General features: G+C 68.8%; 15 protein-coding genes and 1 tRNA gene. 12 read left to right on the top strand and 4 right to left on the bottom strand.

Translation table 11 applies throughout. The features are described from left to right. Positions 1 to 113: 113 nt before the first annotated feature. The 3 genes from BLW84_RS14990 to BLW84_RS15000 form a co-directional block, all read right to left on the bottom strand. On the bottom strand, positions 114 to 764 hold the full coding sequence (locus BLW84_RS14990) for an SAF domain-containing protein (protein ID WP_093265842.1): 651 nt from the start codon (positions 762 to 764) through the stop codon (positions 114 to 116). Positions 765 to 975: 211 nt separating this feature from the next. After that, positions 976 to 1,287, bottom strand: coding sequence for an FmdB family zinc ribbon protein (locus tag BLW84_RS14995; protein WP_093265844.1), 312 nt, complete (start codon positions 1,285 to 1,287; stop codon positions 976 to 978). 97 nt (positions 1,288 to 1,384) lie between these two features. Continuing rightward, complete coding sequence (locus BLW84_RS15000) at positions 1,385 to 1,981, bottom strand: 5-formyltetrahydrofolate cyclo-ligase (protein ID WP_093265845.1); 597 nt, start codon at positions 1,979 to 1,981, stop codon at positions 1,385 to 1,387. Between the two features lie 37 nt (positions 1,982 to 2,018). Here BLW84_RS15000 and BLW84_RS15005 point away from each other — a divergent pair, with 37 nt between their 5' ends. The 5 genes from BLW84_RS15005 to BLW84_RS15025 all read left to right on the top strand — a co-directional run bounded on the left by BLW84_RS15005 (position 2,019) and on the right by BLW84_RS15025 (position 6,057). Then, a complete protein-coding gene (locus BLW84_RS15005) occupies positions 2,019 to 2,921 on the top strand; it encodes a UTP--glucose-1-phosphate uridylyltransferase (RefSeq protein ID WP_093265847.1) in 903 nt (300 codons plus the stop codon). 46 nt (positions 2,922 to 2,967) lie between these two features. After that, positions 2,968 to 4,191: a molybdotransferase-like divisome protein Glp gene (gene glp, locus BLW84_RS15010; RefSeq protein WP_093265848.1), complete on the top strand. Its 1,224-nt coding sequence runs from the start codon at positions 2,968 to 2,970 to the stop codon at positions 4,189 to 4,191. 7 nt (positions 4,192 to 4,198) lie between these two features. Next, positions 4,199 to 4,864: a GNAT family N-acetyltransferase gene (locus BLW84_RS15015; RefSeq protein ID WP_093265850.1), complete on the top strand. Its 666-nt coding sequence runs from the start codon at positions 4,199 to 4,201 to the stop codon at positions 4,862 to 4,864. 269 nt (positions 4,865 to 5,133) lie between these two features. Continuing rightward, positions 5,134 to 5,910, top strand: a complete 777-nt coding sequence (sepX, locus tag BLW84_RS15020) for a divisome protein SepX/GlpR (protein ID WP_093265851.1) — start codon at positions 5,134 to 5,136, stop codon at positions 5,908 to 5,910. Between the two features lie 74 nt (positions 5,911 to 5,984). Next, positions 5,985 to 6,057, top strand: a tRNA-Ala gene (locus tag BLW84_RS15025). A 484-nt stretch (positions 6,058 to 6,541) separates the two neighbouring features. Here BLW84_RS15025 and BLW84_RS15030 read toward each other — a convergent pair. Beyond that, a complete protein-coding gene (locus tag BLW84_RS15030) occupies positions 6,542 to 7,261 on the bottom strand; it encodes a DUF3152 domain-containing protein (RefSeq protein WP_245761150.1) in 720 nt (239 codons plus the stop codon). Between the two features lie 24 nt (positions 7,262 to 7,285). On the opposite strand from BLW84_RS15030, the gene BLW84_RS49040 reads away from it, so the two are divergent. The 7 genes from BLW84_RS49040 (at position 7,286) to BLW84_RS15055 (ending at position 14,324) form a co-directional block, all read left to right on the top strand. Then, positions 7,286 to 7,573, top strand: a complete 288-nt coding sequence (locus BLW84_RS49040) for a response regulator (RefSeq protein ID WP_245761151.1) — start codon at positions 7,286 to 7,288, stop codon at positions 7,571 to 7,573. 182 nt (positions 7,574 to 7,755) lie between these two features. Further along, positions 7,756 to 7,968, top strand: a complete 213-nt coding sequence (locus BLW84_RS49045) for a winged helix-turn-helix domain-containing protein (RefSeq protein WP_245761152.1) — start codon at positions 7,756 to 7,758, stop codon at positions 7,966 to 7,968. Positions 7,969 to 7,997: 29 nt separating this feature from the next. Further along, on the top strand, positions 7,998 to 8,324 hold the full coding sequence (locus BLW84_RS49050) for a histidine kinase dimerization/phospho-acceptor domain-containing protein (protein ID WP_245761153.1): 327 nt from the start codon (positions 7,998 to 8,000) through the stop codon (positions 8,322 to 8,324). Beyond that, positions 8,246 to 8,710 (top strand): sensor histidine kinase, encoded by a 465-nt coding sequence (locus BLW84_RS15040; RefSeq protein ID WP_245761154.1) that lies wholly within the window; start codon positions 8,246 to 8,248, stop codon positions 8,708 to 8,710. The genes BLW84_RS49050 and BLW84_RS15040 overlap by 79 nt, the downstream gene beginning before the upstream one ends. 142 nt (positions 8,711 to 8,852) lie before the next feature. After that, positions 8,853 to 10,319: a DUF3375 domain-containing protein gene (locus BLW84_RS15045; RefSeq protein ID WP_093265853.1), complete on the top strand. Its 1,467-nt coding sequence runs from the start codon at positions 8,853 to 8,855 to the stop codon at positions 10,317 to 10,319. A gap of 10 nt (positions 10,320 to 10,329) precedes the next feature. Further along, positions 10,330 to 10,935: a DUF4194 domain-containing protein gene (locus tag BLW84_RS15050; RefSeq protein WP_218157322.1), complete on the top strand. Its 606-nt coding sequence runs from the start codon at positions 10,330 to 10,332 to the stop codon at positions 10,933 to 10,935. Further along, positions 10,935 to 14,324 carry an ATP-binding protein gene (locus tag BLW84_RS15055; RefSeq protein ID WP_093265856.1) on the top strand — a complete coding sequence of 1,130 codons (3,390 nt, stop codon included), beginning with the start codon at positions 10,935 to 10,937 and terminating at the stop codon, positions 14,322 to 14,324. Before BLW84_RS15050 ends, BLW84_RS15055 begins: the two co-directional genes overlap by 1 nt. Positions 14,325 to 14,350: the final 26 nt, after the last annotated feature.

The raw sequence follows: 14,350 nt of genomic DNA on the forward strand, positions 1-14,350 counted from the left end.
CTCCTCTCCAGAGCATGGGTGTGTCCGGGCGAACGCCGGTTCGAAAGATGCGACGTCCGGGGCACGGATGGATGACGCGCCGAATCGATAGGGGATCGGCGCGTGGCGTGTACTCAGCGGAGGGTAACGGTGACCGATTGGCTCAGGGCGGCCGCGGCGACCGTAGCAGCGGCCTGCTCCGGAAGCCCCACGAAGATCAGTCTGCCCTGTTCCCGGTGGCCCTGCGGGGCTTGTACGGCGACGACTCGGACGTCCTCCGCGAGCACCGAAGCCGCGCCCGATCGAGTGAGGTTTGTGACGAGGTCCACTCGTCTGCCCGGCACCAGGAAGTCCGCCACCTCGGGGTCGGCGAGGCGGACCGGCGCGGCCGCCGTCCCGCCTCCACCGGAGGCCACCGCTGGACCGTTGAACCGGGCATCGGTCAGCGGCTCGCCGTTGCGCGCGGCGCTGCCGAGCACCCGGCCCTCGGCGGTCGCGATGTCGCGCAACGCGCCGTCCGGGACCAGGTCGGCGGGCAGCTCGCGGCGCGCCACGTCCGCCTTCGACAGGACCCGGCCGGGTGCCAGATCGCGGGCGGCGACGAGAACCGCTACGCGTGATTCCGGCGGTCCGTGACGTGGTTGCACGGCCAGTCCGGCGGCGAGCAGCAGCAGCGCCACGGCGGCCACCCTGCGCAGGGCGTGCAGTCGAAAGCCCGGCCGGCCAAGGAAAAGCGTGCCGATGCGGTGCAGTGCTGTCGGGTTGAGACGGTCCTTCGGTGCCATGATCCACTCCTCGCTCGCGTTGGTCGACGAACTCCGAAGTTAGGGAGTCGTCGACCAGAGCGGGAGGGGGAAGCGGAAATCTGTGGACAAACCGGTCCTCTGTGGACAACTCGGCTCACCCGGACGGATTGCCCCCTGGGCGGAGTGGATCACCCTGCGCACACGAAATCGCCGACCGCGGCGACTGCGGTCGGCGAACCGGAGGCGGGGATCAGGAAGCGGCGGCCGTGGTGGTCGAGGAGCTGCTGCTCGAAGACGACGAGCTCGACTCGGAGGACTTGCTGCTGCTCGACGACGAGGAGGAGGACGACGAGTTGCTGCTCGTGGTCGAGGACGACGAGTTCGACGACCGGTTGTCGGTGCGGTAGAAGCCCGAGCCCTTGAACACGATGCCCACGGCGTTGAACAGCTTGCGGAGCCGGCCGGTGCAATTCGGGCACTCGGTGAGCGAGTCCTCGCTGAACGACTGCACCGCCTCGAACCGGTGATCACATTCGGTGCAGGCGTACTGGTAAGTGGGCACGGCCGTGAACCTCCGACATCTCGTCTTGGCACTCGAACTGCAGGAGTGCTAATACGATAATGCGTCACGTTGGGTGCCCAGTGCAAACACTCCTATGTCACATGGGTAGCGCCACGATCCCTCGACCAGGTGTCAGCACGCTCGTCATCCGCACGTCGTGCGCTTCTCCGGGCAGCTCGGCGACGAACTCCTGGTCCCGGACGACGCCGATCCGCGGCGCGTCCGGCGCGGCCATCGGCAGCGACCGGTCGTAGTGACCGGCGCCACGCCCCAGCCGAACGCCCCGGTGGTCCACGCCCAGCGCGGGCACCAGCAGCGCGTCGGCCTCGCCGATCGCGGCCGGGCCCAACCGCTCGCCGGCCGGTTCCAGCAGGCCGAACCCCGCAGGCCGCAGCGAATCCGGGCCGGTGAACTCCGCCCACTCCAGCGGCCCGTTGCGAACCACGACCGGCAGCAGCACCCGCAGCCCGGCGTCGCGCAGCGCGTCGAGCGTGCCGGGCGACCCCGGCTCGCCGCCGACCGGGACGTACGCCGTGACGGTCCGCACCTGCTGTCCGTCCAGCCAGCGCAGCAACGCCTCCTCCAGCGCCGTGGCCTCGGACGATCGGGCGTCCTCGGCGACGTTCCGGCGCGCTTGGAGCAACGCACGGCGCCACTCGGACTTGGTAGCAAGCGATTCGTCCAGTGAGCTCACAAGTCCACTCTAGGGCTGCCCGATAGGCTCCCTGGCCATGAGCAGCCCGACGAGCACGCCCAAAGCGTTCCGGACCGCCATCGTGCCCGCAGCCGGTCTGGGAACCCGGTTCCTGCCGACGACGAAGGCGGTGCCGAAGGAGTTGCTCCCGGTCGTCGACACCCCCGGGATCGAACTGGTGGCCGCCGAGGCCGCCGAAGCCGGCGCGCAGCGCCTGGTCATCGTGACCTCGCCGGAGAAGCGCGCGGTCACCGAGTACTTCCAGCCGCAACCCGAGCTGGAGCAGACCCTCAAGGACCGGGGCAAGGACGAGTTGCTGGCGAAGGTCCGCCGCGGGCCGGCGCTGATCGCCGCGGAGACCGCGCTGCAGGAGCGGGCCCTCGGCCTCGGCCACGCCGTGGGCTGCGCGGAACCGAACCTGACCGATGACGACGACGCGGTCGCGGTGCTGCTGCCCGACGACCTCGTGCTGCCGCGCGGCGTGCTCACGCGGATGGCCGAGGTGCGCACCCGCTTCGGCGGCAGCGTGCTGTGCGCGTTCGACGTGCCGCGCGAGCAGATCTCCGCCTACGGCATCTTCGACGTCACCGACACCGATGACGACGATGTCAAGCAGGTCCGCGGCATGGTCGAGAAGCCCGCGCCGGACGAGGCCCCGTCCACCTTCGCCGCCGCCGGTCGCTACCTGCTGGACCGCGCGGTCTTCGACGCGCTCAAGCGCATCCAGCCAGGTGCCGGAGGCGAGCTCCAGCTCACCGATGCCGTAGCGTTGTTGATCTCTGAAGGGCACCCGGTGCACGTGGTGGTTCATCGCGGTGCGCGACACGACTTGGGAAATCCTGGCGGTTTCCTCAAAGCTGCGGTGGACTTCGCGCTAGAGGATCCCGAGTACGGGCCGGACTTGCGAGACTGGCTCGTCGAACGGATGAGCAGGAGCTAACACGCTGCGCCAGGCCACGGCTCGGCCACGTGGGAAGAGGTCAGCCATGAGGTCAGTGGACGAGCAGCTCGCACGCGTACTCACGGCAGCCGTCCGGCCCGCGCCCGTCCGGGTCGCGATCTCCGAGGCGCAGGGCCTGCTGTGCGCCGAAGAGGTCGTCGCCGAGCAGGCACTGCCCGGATTCGACCAGGCCGCGGTCGACGGCTACGCGGTGCGCAGCGTCGACGTGCAGCCGGCCGCCGACGAGTCGACCGTGCTGCCGGTCGTCGGGGAGATCCCGGTCGGGTCGCGGCAGCCGCGCCGGTTGCAGCCGGGGCAGGCGGTTCGGGTGGTCACCGGTGCGCCGCTGCCGACGCTGGCCGACGCGGTGGTGCCGCTGGCGTACACCGACGAGCACCCGGCGAAGGTCACGGTGCGGCAGGCGGTGCCGTCGGCGGCGTTCGTCCGCCGCACCGGCGAGGACGTGCAGACCGGCGACGTGGCGGTGCGCCGCGGCGCACCGATCGGCGCGGCGCAGGTCGGGCTGCTGGCGGCGGTGGGCCGCAACAAGGTGCTGGTGCACCCGCGGCCGCGGGTGTCGGTGATCTCGGTCGGCGACGAGCTGGTGGACGTCGATCGCACGCCCGGGCAGGGCCAGGTCTACGACGTCAACTCCTACGCGCTGGCCGCCGCCGCGCGCGACGCGGGCGCCGAGGTGACCCGCGTCGGCATCGTCAACAGCGACCCGCGCCGGCTGCGCGAGGTCGTCGAAGGGCGGCTGCTGCTGTCCGAGATCGTGGTGATCGCCGGCGGCGCGGGCGGCGCGGCGGGCAACGAGGTCCGGGCGGCCCTGGCCGACCTGGGGCAGCTCGACGCGACCCGGGTGGCCATGCAGCCCGGCTCGGTGCAGGGCTTCGGCCGGCTCGGCCCGGACGAGATCCCGACCTTCGTGCTGCCCAGCAACCCGGTGAGCGCGCTGGTCGTCTTCGAGGTGCTGGTGCGGCCGCTGATCCGCGCCGCGCTCGGCAAGATCAACCCGCACCGCCGCACCGTGTCCGCCGAGCTGATCACCCCGATCAGCTCCGCGAAGGGGCGCCGCGGCTTCCTCCGCGGCCAGCTGCTGCGCGACCCGAAGAACGGCTCCTACCTGGTGCAACCGCTGGGCACCTCGGGCTCGCACCTGCTGGCGTCGCTGGCCGAGGCGAACTGCCTGGTGGTGGTCGACGAGGACACCACCGAAGTCGCGGCCGGCGAGGACGTGCAGGTCCGGTTCCTCTCGCAGCGCGCGTGAGCCACCGATGCAGCCCGCCGACGCCGATGGGTTCCCGATCGGCCGCCACCCCGGCTGGCCGGCGCGACTCGGCCCGCTGATCACCGCGGGGGGCGCCGTCGCGCTGCGCCCGCCCCGGCTGCGCGACGGCTCCGCCTGGAGCCGGATCAGGCTGCAAGATCGCGCCTACCTGCAGGAGTGGGAGCCCACCGCGGTCGGCGGCTGGCAGGAGCGGAACGCGCGGATGGCCTGGCCCGCCCAGTGGAGCGCGCTGCGCGGCATGGCCCGCCGCGGCCAGGCAATGCCGTTCAGCATCACCGTCGACGGCGATTTCGCCGGCCAGCTGACGGTTGGCAACATCGTCCGCGGCGCGCTGCGCTCCGGGTGGATCGGCTACTGGGTGGCCGCGCGGCTGGCCGGCGGCGGGGTCGCCACGGCGGCCGTCGCGCTGGCGGTGGACCACTGCTTCGGCTCGGTCGGGCTGCACCGGCTGGAGGCCACGGTGCGGCCCGAGAACCAGCCGAGCGTGCGGGTCCTGGAGAAGTCCGGTTTCCGCCGCGAAGGGCTGTTCCACCGGTACCTGGACGTGGCGGGCGCCTGGCGGGACCACTACGTGTACGCCCTGACCATCGAGGAGATCCCCGAAGGCGCGGTGCACAGGCTGATCCAGGCGGGCGGCGCGAGCAGGCCCTGACGCCGAGATCTTGATCACGCACGGTCACTGCCAACCCCGCGCCAAGCGGCCGAAATTGCCCCGAACGGCCGCACGATCGAATGCGTTCGGCGGTACGGAAGTCGACACGCCGGTGTCGATGTTGCCGCTGGCTGCTCTGAACGTGCGGTTTTCTTGTCCCTGGGGAACCACTGTGACTCGGCGTGGCTCCGAGACAGAAGTGGCTGATGTGATTAGCGTGGCGATCGCAGACTCGTGTGCTGCCGGTGGCCAGGGGGAGGTGGCGAGGCATGCCCAGCTCGTTGATCTTCGCCGCTCTGGCGGCGGCGTGGCTGGTGGTACTGGTTCCGATGTTCGCCCGCCGTCGCCAAGAAGTGTCCAAGACCACCGACTCCGCGCTGGCCGCACGGGTTGTGCGGCGAGGCAGCGGACGGCGACCGGCGACGCCCGGAGCCGCGACAACCGACGAGGTGGAGGAGGCTTTCGGGATGCCTGACACCGACCGGGACGAGGCCCTCGAAGAGATCGAAGAGCACGAGGCCGACGGCTCGTGGCGACGGGTGCACAGCGACGACGTCCGGGCCGGGCGTCGATACCGCCCCGGCCGGGGTGGCTTCGATCCGGAAGCCGCCGCGCTGGCCGCGCGCGTGAAGTACGCCCGTCGGCAGCGCATCGTGCTCGTCATGCTGCTGCTGGCCGTGACCACCGCGTTGCTGGCCGCCATGGTGTGGCCGGTCCTGTGGTGGGTGCACGGCATCACCGACCTGTCGACCGTGGGCTACCTCACGTACCTGCGCCGCCAGGTCCGCATCGAAGAGGACGTCCGCAGCCGGCGGCTGGCCAGGATGGGCGGTGAGCACGACGAGTACGGCGAGTACGACGACGCCGAGATCGACGATGAGCACGTCGACGAGTACGACGAGGGCGACGACCGCGAGGATGGTCGCCCTGCGGACCGCCGATCGGGCTCGAACGCGGTGCGCGTGGAGATCGACGACGAGGATCCCATGTTCGATGAGCTGGACGAACGCACCTGGGAGCCCTACCGGCGAGCCTCCGGCGAGTAGGCCGCGACCCTTTAGAGGGGGGTGCTGCGAAGGCTGTTTTCGGGCCTTGCTAAGCTTTCGTCAGCACTCAGTAAGGGGCTGTAGCGCAGTTGGTAGCGCGTCTCGTTCGCATCGAGAAGGTCAGGGGTTCGATTCCCCTCAGCTCCACTCCACGATTGGAAACGCCCTGCTCACGCAGGGCGTTTCGCTTTATCGCTTCGTCATGATTCTTGAGGGGAGCGACTCCCCCCAAACCCCCTACGGTGCGGTGGCCGCCTTTCATCGGCTCCTTGCGCGGGTAGCGTTCCCGGCCTGCTCTCGGACCAGCCCTCCAGGGTTCGAATAAGCTCCCCCCCAGCCCCCGCCCGGTGGGCTTCGCCTCCGGATCCCGGCCGTGGTTGCGTTGGGGGGAGCGGGGTTTGAACGAGCTCCCCTCGGGTCCACCGAATTCGTCGTGGTACGAACTCCTTTCTTCGAGGCCACGACCGGGGTTTGCGCGGTCGGCGCGTGATCCCATCTCGGCGATCAGGGGGCTCGTTCCGGGGGCTTCTGTTGGTTGCCGGTACTGATCTCTGAGATGTGGTCGGTGGCCTCGTTCAGCGCCGTTGCCTGACTCGACCGCCTGCGCATGCCGAGGGTCGTCCCGCAGCCTCTAGTCGTTGTATTCGCCCGGTGGGCCGGCGTCGCGCTGGCTATTCGGGTACGGCCATGGGTTGGGCAGGCAGCCGCGCAGTCCGAGTGTCTGCTGCTGCATCACGGGCGCCGACTGTCCCGGCCCCGGGCAGTGTTCGTGCCGGTGGCCGAGGCGGTGACCGGTCTTGTAGGTGACCATGTACTCGCGGTAGGTCGACAGCGGTGCCCCGTAGTCGGGGACTCCGTCGACCCAGCGGGCCACGTTCAGCACCACGCTGGCGCCGTTGCGGCAGGAGGTGTAGCCGTCGGGCGGGCCGCCGCAGAGCTCGTCGCGGGTAGCCGGGGTGGCGAGGTAGATCGTGAAGTCGACGGGCTCGTCCGCGCCGACCTGCTGGAACCGCCAGTCGCCGCCGGCGGTCCAGCCGCGTGGATCGCCCAGGATGGTGCGGATTTCCCCGGCGATCTCGGTCGGGTCGACGCCAGTGCTGTCTTCTTCCACCGCGATCCGGTACTTCATCAACCGTCCACTGTGTCCGGCAATATCGCCCCCGGCCAGGGCGTACGTCCAGTTCCCCGATCCGGTGACCTGATAGTGCACGGCCGGTGCCGGACTCGCCTGCGGTAGCGGGCGTGTGCTCGGGTACTGGATCGGCGGGGTCGGGGTGTCGGCCTGGCACCCGACGGACGCGAACATGACGGCGAGGACCACGGGGATGGCGGCGCGCTTGACGTTGGGCACGGTGCCTCCTCGGCAACGGGGAGGATGACCGGGGATCACTACGTGTGCGCGAACATCCTGGTGGCCGAGGACGACCGGAAACAGGCCGAGTTGCTCCGCTCGTACCTGGAACTGGACGGCCACGATGTCCTCGTCGCCCACGATGGACGGTCCACTATCGCGCACGCCCGCCGGCAGCCGCCCGACCTGCTGCTGCTGGACGTGATGCTGCCCGATGTGGACGGTGTGGAGGTCTGCCGCATCCTGCCGAGCGGACACGACCGCCGCGGTGGCCGAAGTGGCCGTGCTGATGCTCACCGCGCGGTCCACTGAGGGATCTGCTGCTCGGCCTGGACCGGGGCGCCGATGACTACCTCACCAAGCCGTACAGCCCGCGCGAGCTGATGGCCAGGGTGCGCAGCCTGCTGCGGTGGGCGCTGCGCGAGTCCGATGCCGGCAGCCAGGTACTCGTGGTCGGGGGCCTCACGATCGACAGTCGCCGCCACTAGGTCACGGTGGGCGGGCAGCTCGCCGCGTGCACCCCGGTGGAGTTCACGCTGCTGTCGACCCTGGCCGCGCATCCGGGCCAGGTGTTCACCCGTGGGCAGCTGGTCGAGCACGCGTACGGGGTGGACGGTTTCGTCACCGAGCGCACGATCGACGTGCACGTGAAGAACCTGCGCCGGAAGATCGAAACCGACCCTCGGGCACCGGCCCGGCGAGGCTGATCCGCCCGCTGCGCACCGCGTTCACCGAGATGTCGGCGGACCTGGAACGCACCGAGCGGCAGCGCAACGCGATGGTCAGCGACGTCTCGCATGAGCTGCGGACGCCGTTGAGCACCATCCGCGGCTATCTGGAGGCCACCCAGGACGGGGTGAAGCAGCTGGACGAGGCCCTGATTTCCTCGCTGCACGAGGAGGCGCTGCAGTTGCAGCACATCGTCGACGACCTGCAGGACCTGGCGCTCGCGGAGGCCGGCCGGCTGCGGCTGAACCCGCGCGGGTGGTCGATCTCAGCGACCTGCTCACCCGGATCGCTGAAACCCATCGGCGCCAGGCCGCCGAGGCGGGAGTCAGCCTGACGGTCCAGCTGTCCGACGACGTGGTCCTGATCGCGGATCCGGTGCGGCTGCGCCAGGTCGTGGGCAACCTCGTGTCGAACGCGTTGCGGCACACGCCTTCCGGTGGGCAGGTCGGCATCAGCGCCGCGCAAGACGGCGACGACGCCGTGATCGAGGTCGCGGACTCCGGTGTCGGCATCGACGCCGACGACATCCCGCACGTGTTCGACCGGTTCTGGCGGGCGGAGAAGTCCCGCAACCGTGCCACCGGCGGCAGCGGCCTCGGTCTGGCCATCGTGCGGCACCTGGTCCAGGCCCACGGCGGCACCGTCACGGTGACCAGCGCGCCGGGGCACGGCAGCACCTTCACCGTCCGGATACCGCGCGAGCACCTGGTCCTGCCGTAACCCGGTGCACTCGGCCTGGCGACATCTTCTGATCGGCGGGTGGACCGTAGCTCCGGCATGAGGACATCGTGAACGAGCGCGGTGGATGGATACCCTTGGCCATATCCCTCCAGCACCGCGCGAGACCACTTCGAGAGGCCTGATGGATTTCGACGAACTCGACTTCCTGCGGCGCAACGACCCGGCGTGGCGGCTGCTGCGCGCCGACAACGCGCCGCTGGTGCTCGGGTTCCTCCGGAAGGTCTTCGTCGACGACAATGTCCGGTCGATTTCGGCCACCGAGCTGATCAGCCGTTTGGACGACGAGCTTTACGCGCTCAACGAACGTCTCGGCGAAGGCACTTTCCCCAAACCGGCCAAGGCGTACTTGGACGATTGGGCGGCACCGGCGAACGGGTGGCTGCGCAAGTACTACCCAGCCGGTTCCGATGAGGTGCATTTCGATGCGACCCCCGCCGTGGAGAAGGCGCTGACCTGGGTCGATTCGCTTCGCGAACGCTCGTTCGTGGGTACCGAGTCCCGCCTGAACACGATCTTCGAGCTGCTGCGCCAGATGGCGTACGGAGCAGAGACCGATCCCGACGCCCGGCTGGCCGCGCTGCACCGGCGCCGCGCCGAGATCGACGCCGAGATCAGCCGGGTCGCCGGGGGTGACTTCGCCGTCCTCGACGACTCGGCCCAGCGGGATCGCTACCAGCAGTTCGCCGCGACCGCGCGTGAGCTGCTGGCCGACTTCCGCGAGGTCGAGGCCAACTTCCGCGGACTCGACCGGGCTCTTCGGGCTCGGATCGCCGGTTGGGAGGGCTCCAAAGGAGAGCTGCTCGACGAGGTCGTCGGCAATCGCACGACCATCGCCGATTCGGACCAGGGACGCAGCTTCCAGGCCTTCTACGATTTCCTCCTCTCCCACGAGCGGCAGGTCGAGCTGACCGGGCTACTCGAGAAGGTGCAGACCCTGGACGCCGTCGGCGACCCCGACCCGCGGATGCGGCACATCCACCACGACTGGCTCGACGCGGCCGAACGCACCCAGGCGACGGTGCGGTTGCTGTCGGAACAGCTGCGACGATTCCTCGACGACCAGGTGTGGCTGGAGAACCGCCGGGTGATGGACATCCTGCACAGCATCGAGTCGTCCGCGCTCAAGCTCCGCGAGCAGCCCACCCCGGCTCTCACCTGCGAACTCGACGGCACAGCGCCGGTCGTCGCGCTGCCGATGGAACGTCCGCTCTACACCCCGAGGGAGAAGGTCCCGCTGGACAGCGCGGGCATCGCCGCGGCCGACGAGGACCTCGACGCGTCCGCCCTCTTCGAGCAGGTCTACGTGGATCGTGAGCGGTTGTCCGGCATCGTGCGCCGTGAGCTGCGGGAACGCGCTCAGGTCGGGCTGCGTGAGGTACTCGGCCGCCAGCCCCTGGAACAGGGCATGGCCGAGTTGGTGGGCTACCTCTCCCTGGGCGACCCGGCATTCCAGGTCGTGTTCGACGAGACCACGCGCGAGCAGGTGAGCTGGATCGACGACACCGGCGTGGAGCGGGTCGCGACCATACCCCGGGTGACCTACACGCGGATCTCGGACAGCGGCGGCTCCGTCGGCGGGCGTCCCTAACATGAGCAGTGTGTCGACATCGCTCCGCCGGGATGAGCTTGACCTGCCGTTGGTCATCACGCACTTGGTGAAGGGGGTGATCTACGCGGACAGCCATGAGAAGGCCTGGCGCCATCTGCTGCCGCTGCAGGCCCAGGTGCGTGACTACGTCGGCGTGATGGGCCTGACCGTGGTCGTCGACGAAGCCGAGGGCTATGCGTTCCTGCGCTCGAAGCCCGACGACGAGGCGGACGACGGGCAGCTGCCCCGGCTGATCCCGCGCCGCGCCCTCTCCTTCCACGTGAGCCTGATCCTGGCGCTGCTGCGGAAGAAGCTTGCGGAGTTCGACGCCTCCGGTGCGGAGACCCGGCTGATCCTCACCCGCGACCAGCTGGTGGAAATGGTGCGGATGTTCCTGCCCGAGAGCAGCAACGAGGCTCGGCTGGTCGACCAGATCGACACCCAGCTCACCAAGATCGTCGAACTCGGCTTCCTGCGGCGGATCACCGGGCAGGAAGCGGCCTACGAGGTTCGCCGCATTCTCAAGGCGTTCGTCGACGGTCAGTGGCTGGCCGAGTTCGACCAGCGGCTCGCCGAGTACGCCGCGCAGCTCGGTGGCGGAGAGGAGGAGGACTGATGGGCGGCCTGTCCAGAGCGGCCGGTCTCGACTCGGAGGGGGCCGAGCTCGCCGGTTACCGGCTGGACCGGCTGGAGGTCTACAACTGGGGGACCTTCGACCAGCGGGTGTGGACGTTCCACCCCGAGGGCCGCAACAGCCTGGTGACCGGCGACATCGGCTCCGGGAAGTCCACCATCGTCGACGCGATCACCACGTTGCTGCTGCCTGCCCACCGCATCTCCTACAACAAGGCGGCGGGAGCCGAGGCGAAGGAGCGGCATCTCCGTTCGTACGTGCTGGGCTACTACAAGTCCGAACGCAACGAAGCGACCGGGGCTTCCCGGCCGGTCGGGCTGCGGGATCGCCGGTCGTTCTCGGTCGTCCTCGGTTCCTTCACCAACGTCGGGTACGACTCGACAGTGACGCTGGCACAGGTGTTCTGGTTTCGTGACGCGTCCGTCGGCCAGCCGGACCGGTTCTACGTGACAGCGGACCGAGGCCTGACGATCGCGGGCGATTTCGCCGACTTCGGCGGGGACATCGCGGCGCTCAAGCGCAGGCTGCGCAAGCAGGATGTCCGCGTCCACGACCGATTTCCCGCCTACAGCAAGGATTTCTGCCGACGGCTCGGCATCGGGTCCGAGCAGGCGATGGAGCTGTTCCACCAGACCGTCTCGATGAAGTCGGTCGGCAACCTGAACGACTTCGTCCGCTCGCACATGCTGGAGCCGTTCGACGCCGCCGACTGGACCAACCGGTTGGTCGACCATTTCGAAGACCTGACCAAGGCGCACGAAGCGGTGCTCAAGGCACGGACACAGCTCACCCTGCTGGAACCACTGCTTGCCGAGTGCGACGCCTATGACGAGCTCGACTCGCGGATCACGGCGGGCAAAGCCGCGCGCGAAGCCCTTCGGTTCTACTGCGCGGATCGCAAGGCGACGCTGCTGAGCGATCGGCTGACCGCGCTCGCCGGTCAGATCGGCGAGCAACAGGCGATCCTGGCGGACGCGAAGAACGACCTGGAACGGCTGCGCCGGAAGGAGCGGGATCTCGAGATCGAGCGCGCGGGCTGCGGTGGAGACCGGATCAGCCAGCTCGAAAACGAGATCGCCACCGCGGAGAAGGAACGCGTCCGGCGCAAGCAGCGATGCGACCGGTATCACGCGTTACTGGATTCGGCCGGCTTGCCCGCCGTGGCGGACTCGGCCCAGTTCGCTGCCCGGCAGCGTGAGGTCGCGGAAAAGGCGGCTTCCCTCGACCAGAAACAGGCCGATCTGCAGAACCAGCTCACTGATATCGGCGTGGAACGCCGCGAGCTCGACTCCGACGCCGCGGAGTTGAACGCGGAGCTGCTGAGTTTGCGGGAGCGGCGCAGCAACATTCCCAAACGCAGTCTGGACCTGCGGGACGCACTGTGCGCGGCGCTGCGAGTCGATTCCACCGAGCTGCCATTCGCCGGCGAACTCATCCAGGTCCGTGCGGACTGCGCCGCCTGGGAAGGCGCCGCCGAACGGCTCCTGTACAGCTTCGGGCTGTCGATGCTGGTCGCGAACGAGCACTACGACGCCGTCTCCGACTGGATCAACGAACGGCACCTCGGCATCAAGCTCGTCTACTACCGGGTGCCCGGACGGCTTGGCCAGACTCCGCCCTTGCCGCTCTCGGCGCGGTCGTTGTTCGCCAAGCTGGAGATCAAGGACTCGCCGTTCTCGGCTTGGCTGGATCGCGAGCTGGCACACCGCGCCGACTACGAGTGCGTGGACACCATGGCCGAGTTCCGGCGTGCCGCTAAAGCCGTCACCCAGGCCGGGCAGATCAAAGGTGCTCGCGGCAGGCACGAGAAGGACGATGCCCGCCGGATCGGCGATCGTCGTCACTACGTGCTGGGCTGGGACAACCAGGCCAAGGTCGACGCGCTGCTCGACCAGGCCAACCGGCTGCAAGTGCAGCTGCGCGACCTCGACCAGCAGGCGACGAAGGTCAAGGCCGACCTGACTGCCAAGCGCGGGCTCGCCACCACGCTTACCTTGCTGGCGGAATTCAGCGGGTTCGCCGACATCGACTGGCAGGCTTCGGTTAACCACATTGCCGAACTCGACAGCGAGAAGCGCCGCCTGGAGCAGCAGTCGGACGAGCTGAAACGACTGACCGCGGAGCTGGATGCCGTCGGCAGGCAGATCGAGGCGGCAGAAAAGGCCAAGGACGAGGCGCAGGCGGGACTCGGAAAGCTCAGCGGCCAGCGCGAAGCCGCGGAGAACCAGCTGCGCGACACGAAGACCACGCTGGACGAACCGGCGGCCGAATCCGCGAGGGCGTCGTTTCCTCTCGTGGACGAGCGCGTCGGAACCAGAAGCTTCGCGACCCCGGAAGACTGCGACACGTGCCGTGTCGAGGTGAACGACGAGATCACCGCGGAGATCGATCGGCTCACTGGCAGGCAGAACAAGGTCGCGGCTCGGGTGGTCGGAAAGATGGGCGACTTCCGCAAGGCGTACCCGCTGGAGACCGAGGATTTCGACAACTCGGTGCAGTCCGCGGACGAGTATCGCTCGTTGCACGAGCGGATAGCATCCGATGATCTGCCCAGGTTCGAGTCCGAGTTCAAGACCTATCTCAACACCAACACCATCCGTGACATCGCGGGGTTCCACTCCCAGCTGACCAAGCAGGCCGAGCTGATCAAGCAGCGGATCGAGACCATCAACGACTCGCTGGTCGACATCGACTACAACACCGACCGGTTCATCCGGCTCGAACCGCATCCCACCGTCAACGTCGAGATCCGCGACTTCCGCAAGGACCTCCGGGACTGCACCAGCGGTTCGCTGAGCGGCGACGACTCGAACCAGTACTCCGAACAGAAGTTCCTCCAGGTGAAGGCCCTCATCGAACGGTTCCGGGGCAGGGAGGGCCAGACCGAACCCGACCGGCAGTGGACCCGCCGGGTCACCGATGTGCGCAACTGGTTCACGTTCTCCGCGTCCGAACGGTGGCGAGCCGATGACACCGAGCACGAGAACTACACCGACTCGGGCGGCAAATCCGGCGGTCAGAAGGAAAAACTCGCCTACACGATCCTCGCGGCGTCGCTGGCCTACCAGTTCAAGCTCGACTGGGGTGCGAGCAAGTCGAAGACCTTCCGGTTCGTGGTGATCGACGAGGCCTTCGGCCGCGGTTCCGATGAGTCGACCCGGTTCGCACTCGGCCTGTTCCGGCGGCTGGGCCTGCAACTGCTGATCGTGACACCGTTGCAGAAGATCCATGTCATCGAACCGTACGTCGCGGCGGTCGGGTTCGTGGACAACAAGACCGGTGACAGCTCGCGGTTGCAGACCCTGACCATCGAGGAATACCAGCAACGCCAGCTCGCGCATGCCCTCAGCGCATCCAGCCAGGGCAACTGACATGGCGGCAACCGGCTGGACCGCAC

It is taken from the genome of Saccharopolyspora shandongensis, from assembly GCF_900106995.1.
GTDB classification, from domain to species: Bacteria; Actinomycetota; Actinomycetes; order Mycobacteriales; family Pseudonocardiaceae; genus Saccharopolyspora; species Saccharopolyspora shandongensis.

What these genes read in the sequence shown, in the direction of transcription:
- glp (WP_093265848.1), top strand. Translation starts at nt 2,968, where the DNA reads ATGAGGTCAGTGGACGAGCAGCTCGCACGCGTACTCACGGCAGCCGTC.
- BLW84_RS15045 (WP_093265853.1), top strand. Translation starts at nt 8,853, where the DNA reads ATGGATTTCGACGAACTCGACTTCCTGCGGCGCAACGACCCGGCGTGG.
- BLW84_RS15015 (WP_093265850.1), top strand. Translation starts at nt 4,199, where the DNA reads ATGCAGCCCGCCGACGCCGATGGGTTCCCGATCGGCCGCCACCCCGGC.
- BLW84_RS14990 (WP_093265842.1), bottom strand. Translation starts at nt 764, where the DNA reads ATGGCACCGAAGGACCGTCTCAACCCGACAGCACTGCACCGCATCGGC.
- BLW84_RS49040 (WP_245761151.1), top strand. Translation starts at nt 7,286, where the DNA reads ATGACCGGGGATCACTACGTGTGCGCGAACATCCTGGTGGCCGAGGAC.
- sepX (WP_093265851.1), top strand. Translation starts at nt 5,134, where the DNA reads ATGCCCAGCTCGTTGATCTTCGCCGCTCTGGCGGCGGCGTGGCTGGTG.
- BLW84_RS15055 (WP_093265856.1), top strand. Translation starts at nt 10,935, where the DNA reads ATGGGCGGCCTGTCCAGAGCGGCCGGTCTCGACTCGGAGGGGGCCGAG.
- BLW84_RS15005 (WP_093265847.1), top strand. Translation starts at nt 2,019, where the DNA reads ATGAGCAGCCCGACGAGCACGCCCAAAGCGTTCCGGACCGCCATCGTG.
- BLW84_RS49050 (WP_245761153.1), top strand. Translation starts at nt 7,998, where the DNA reads ATGTCGGCGGACCTGGAACGCACCGAGCGGCAGCGCAACGCGATGGTC.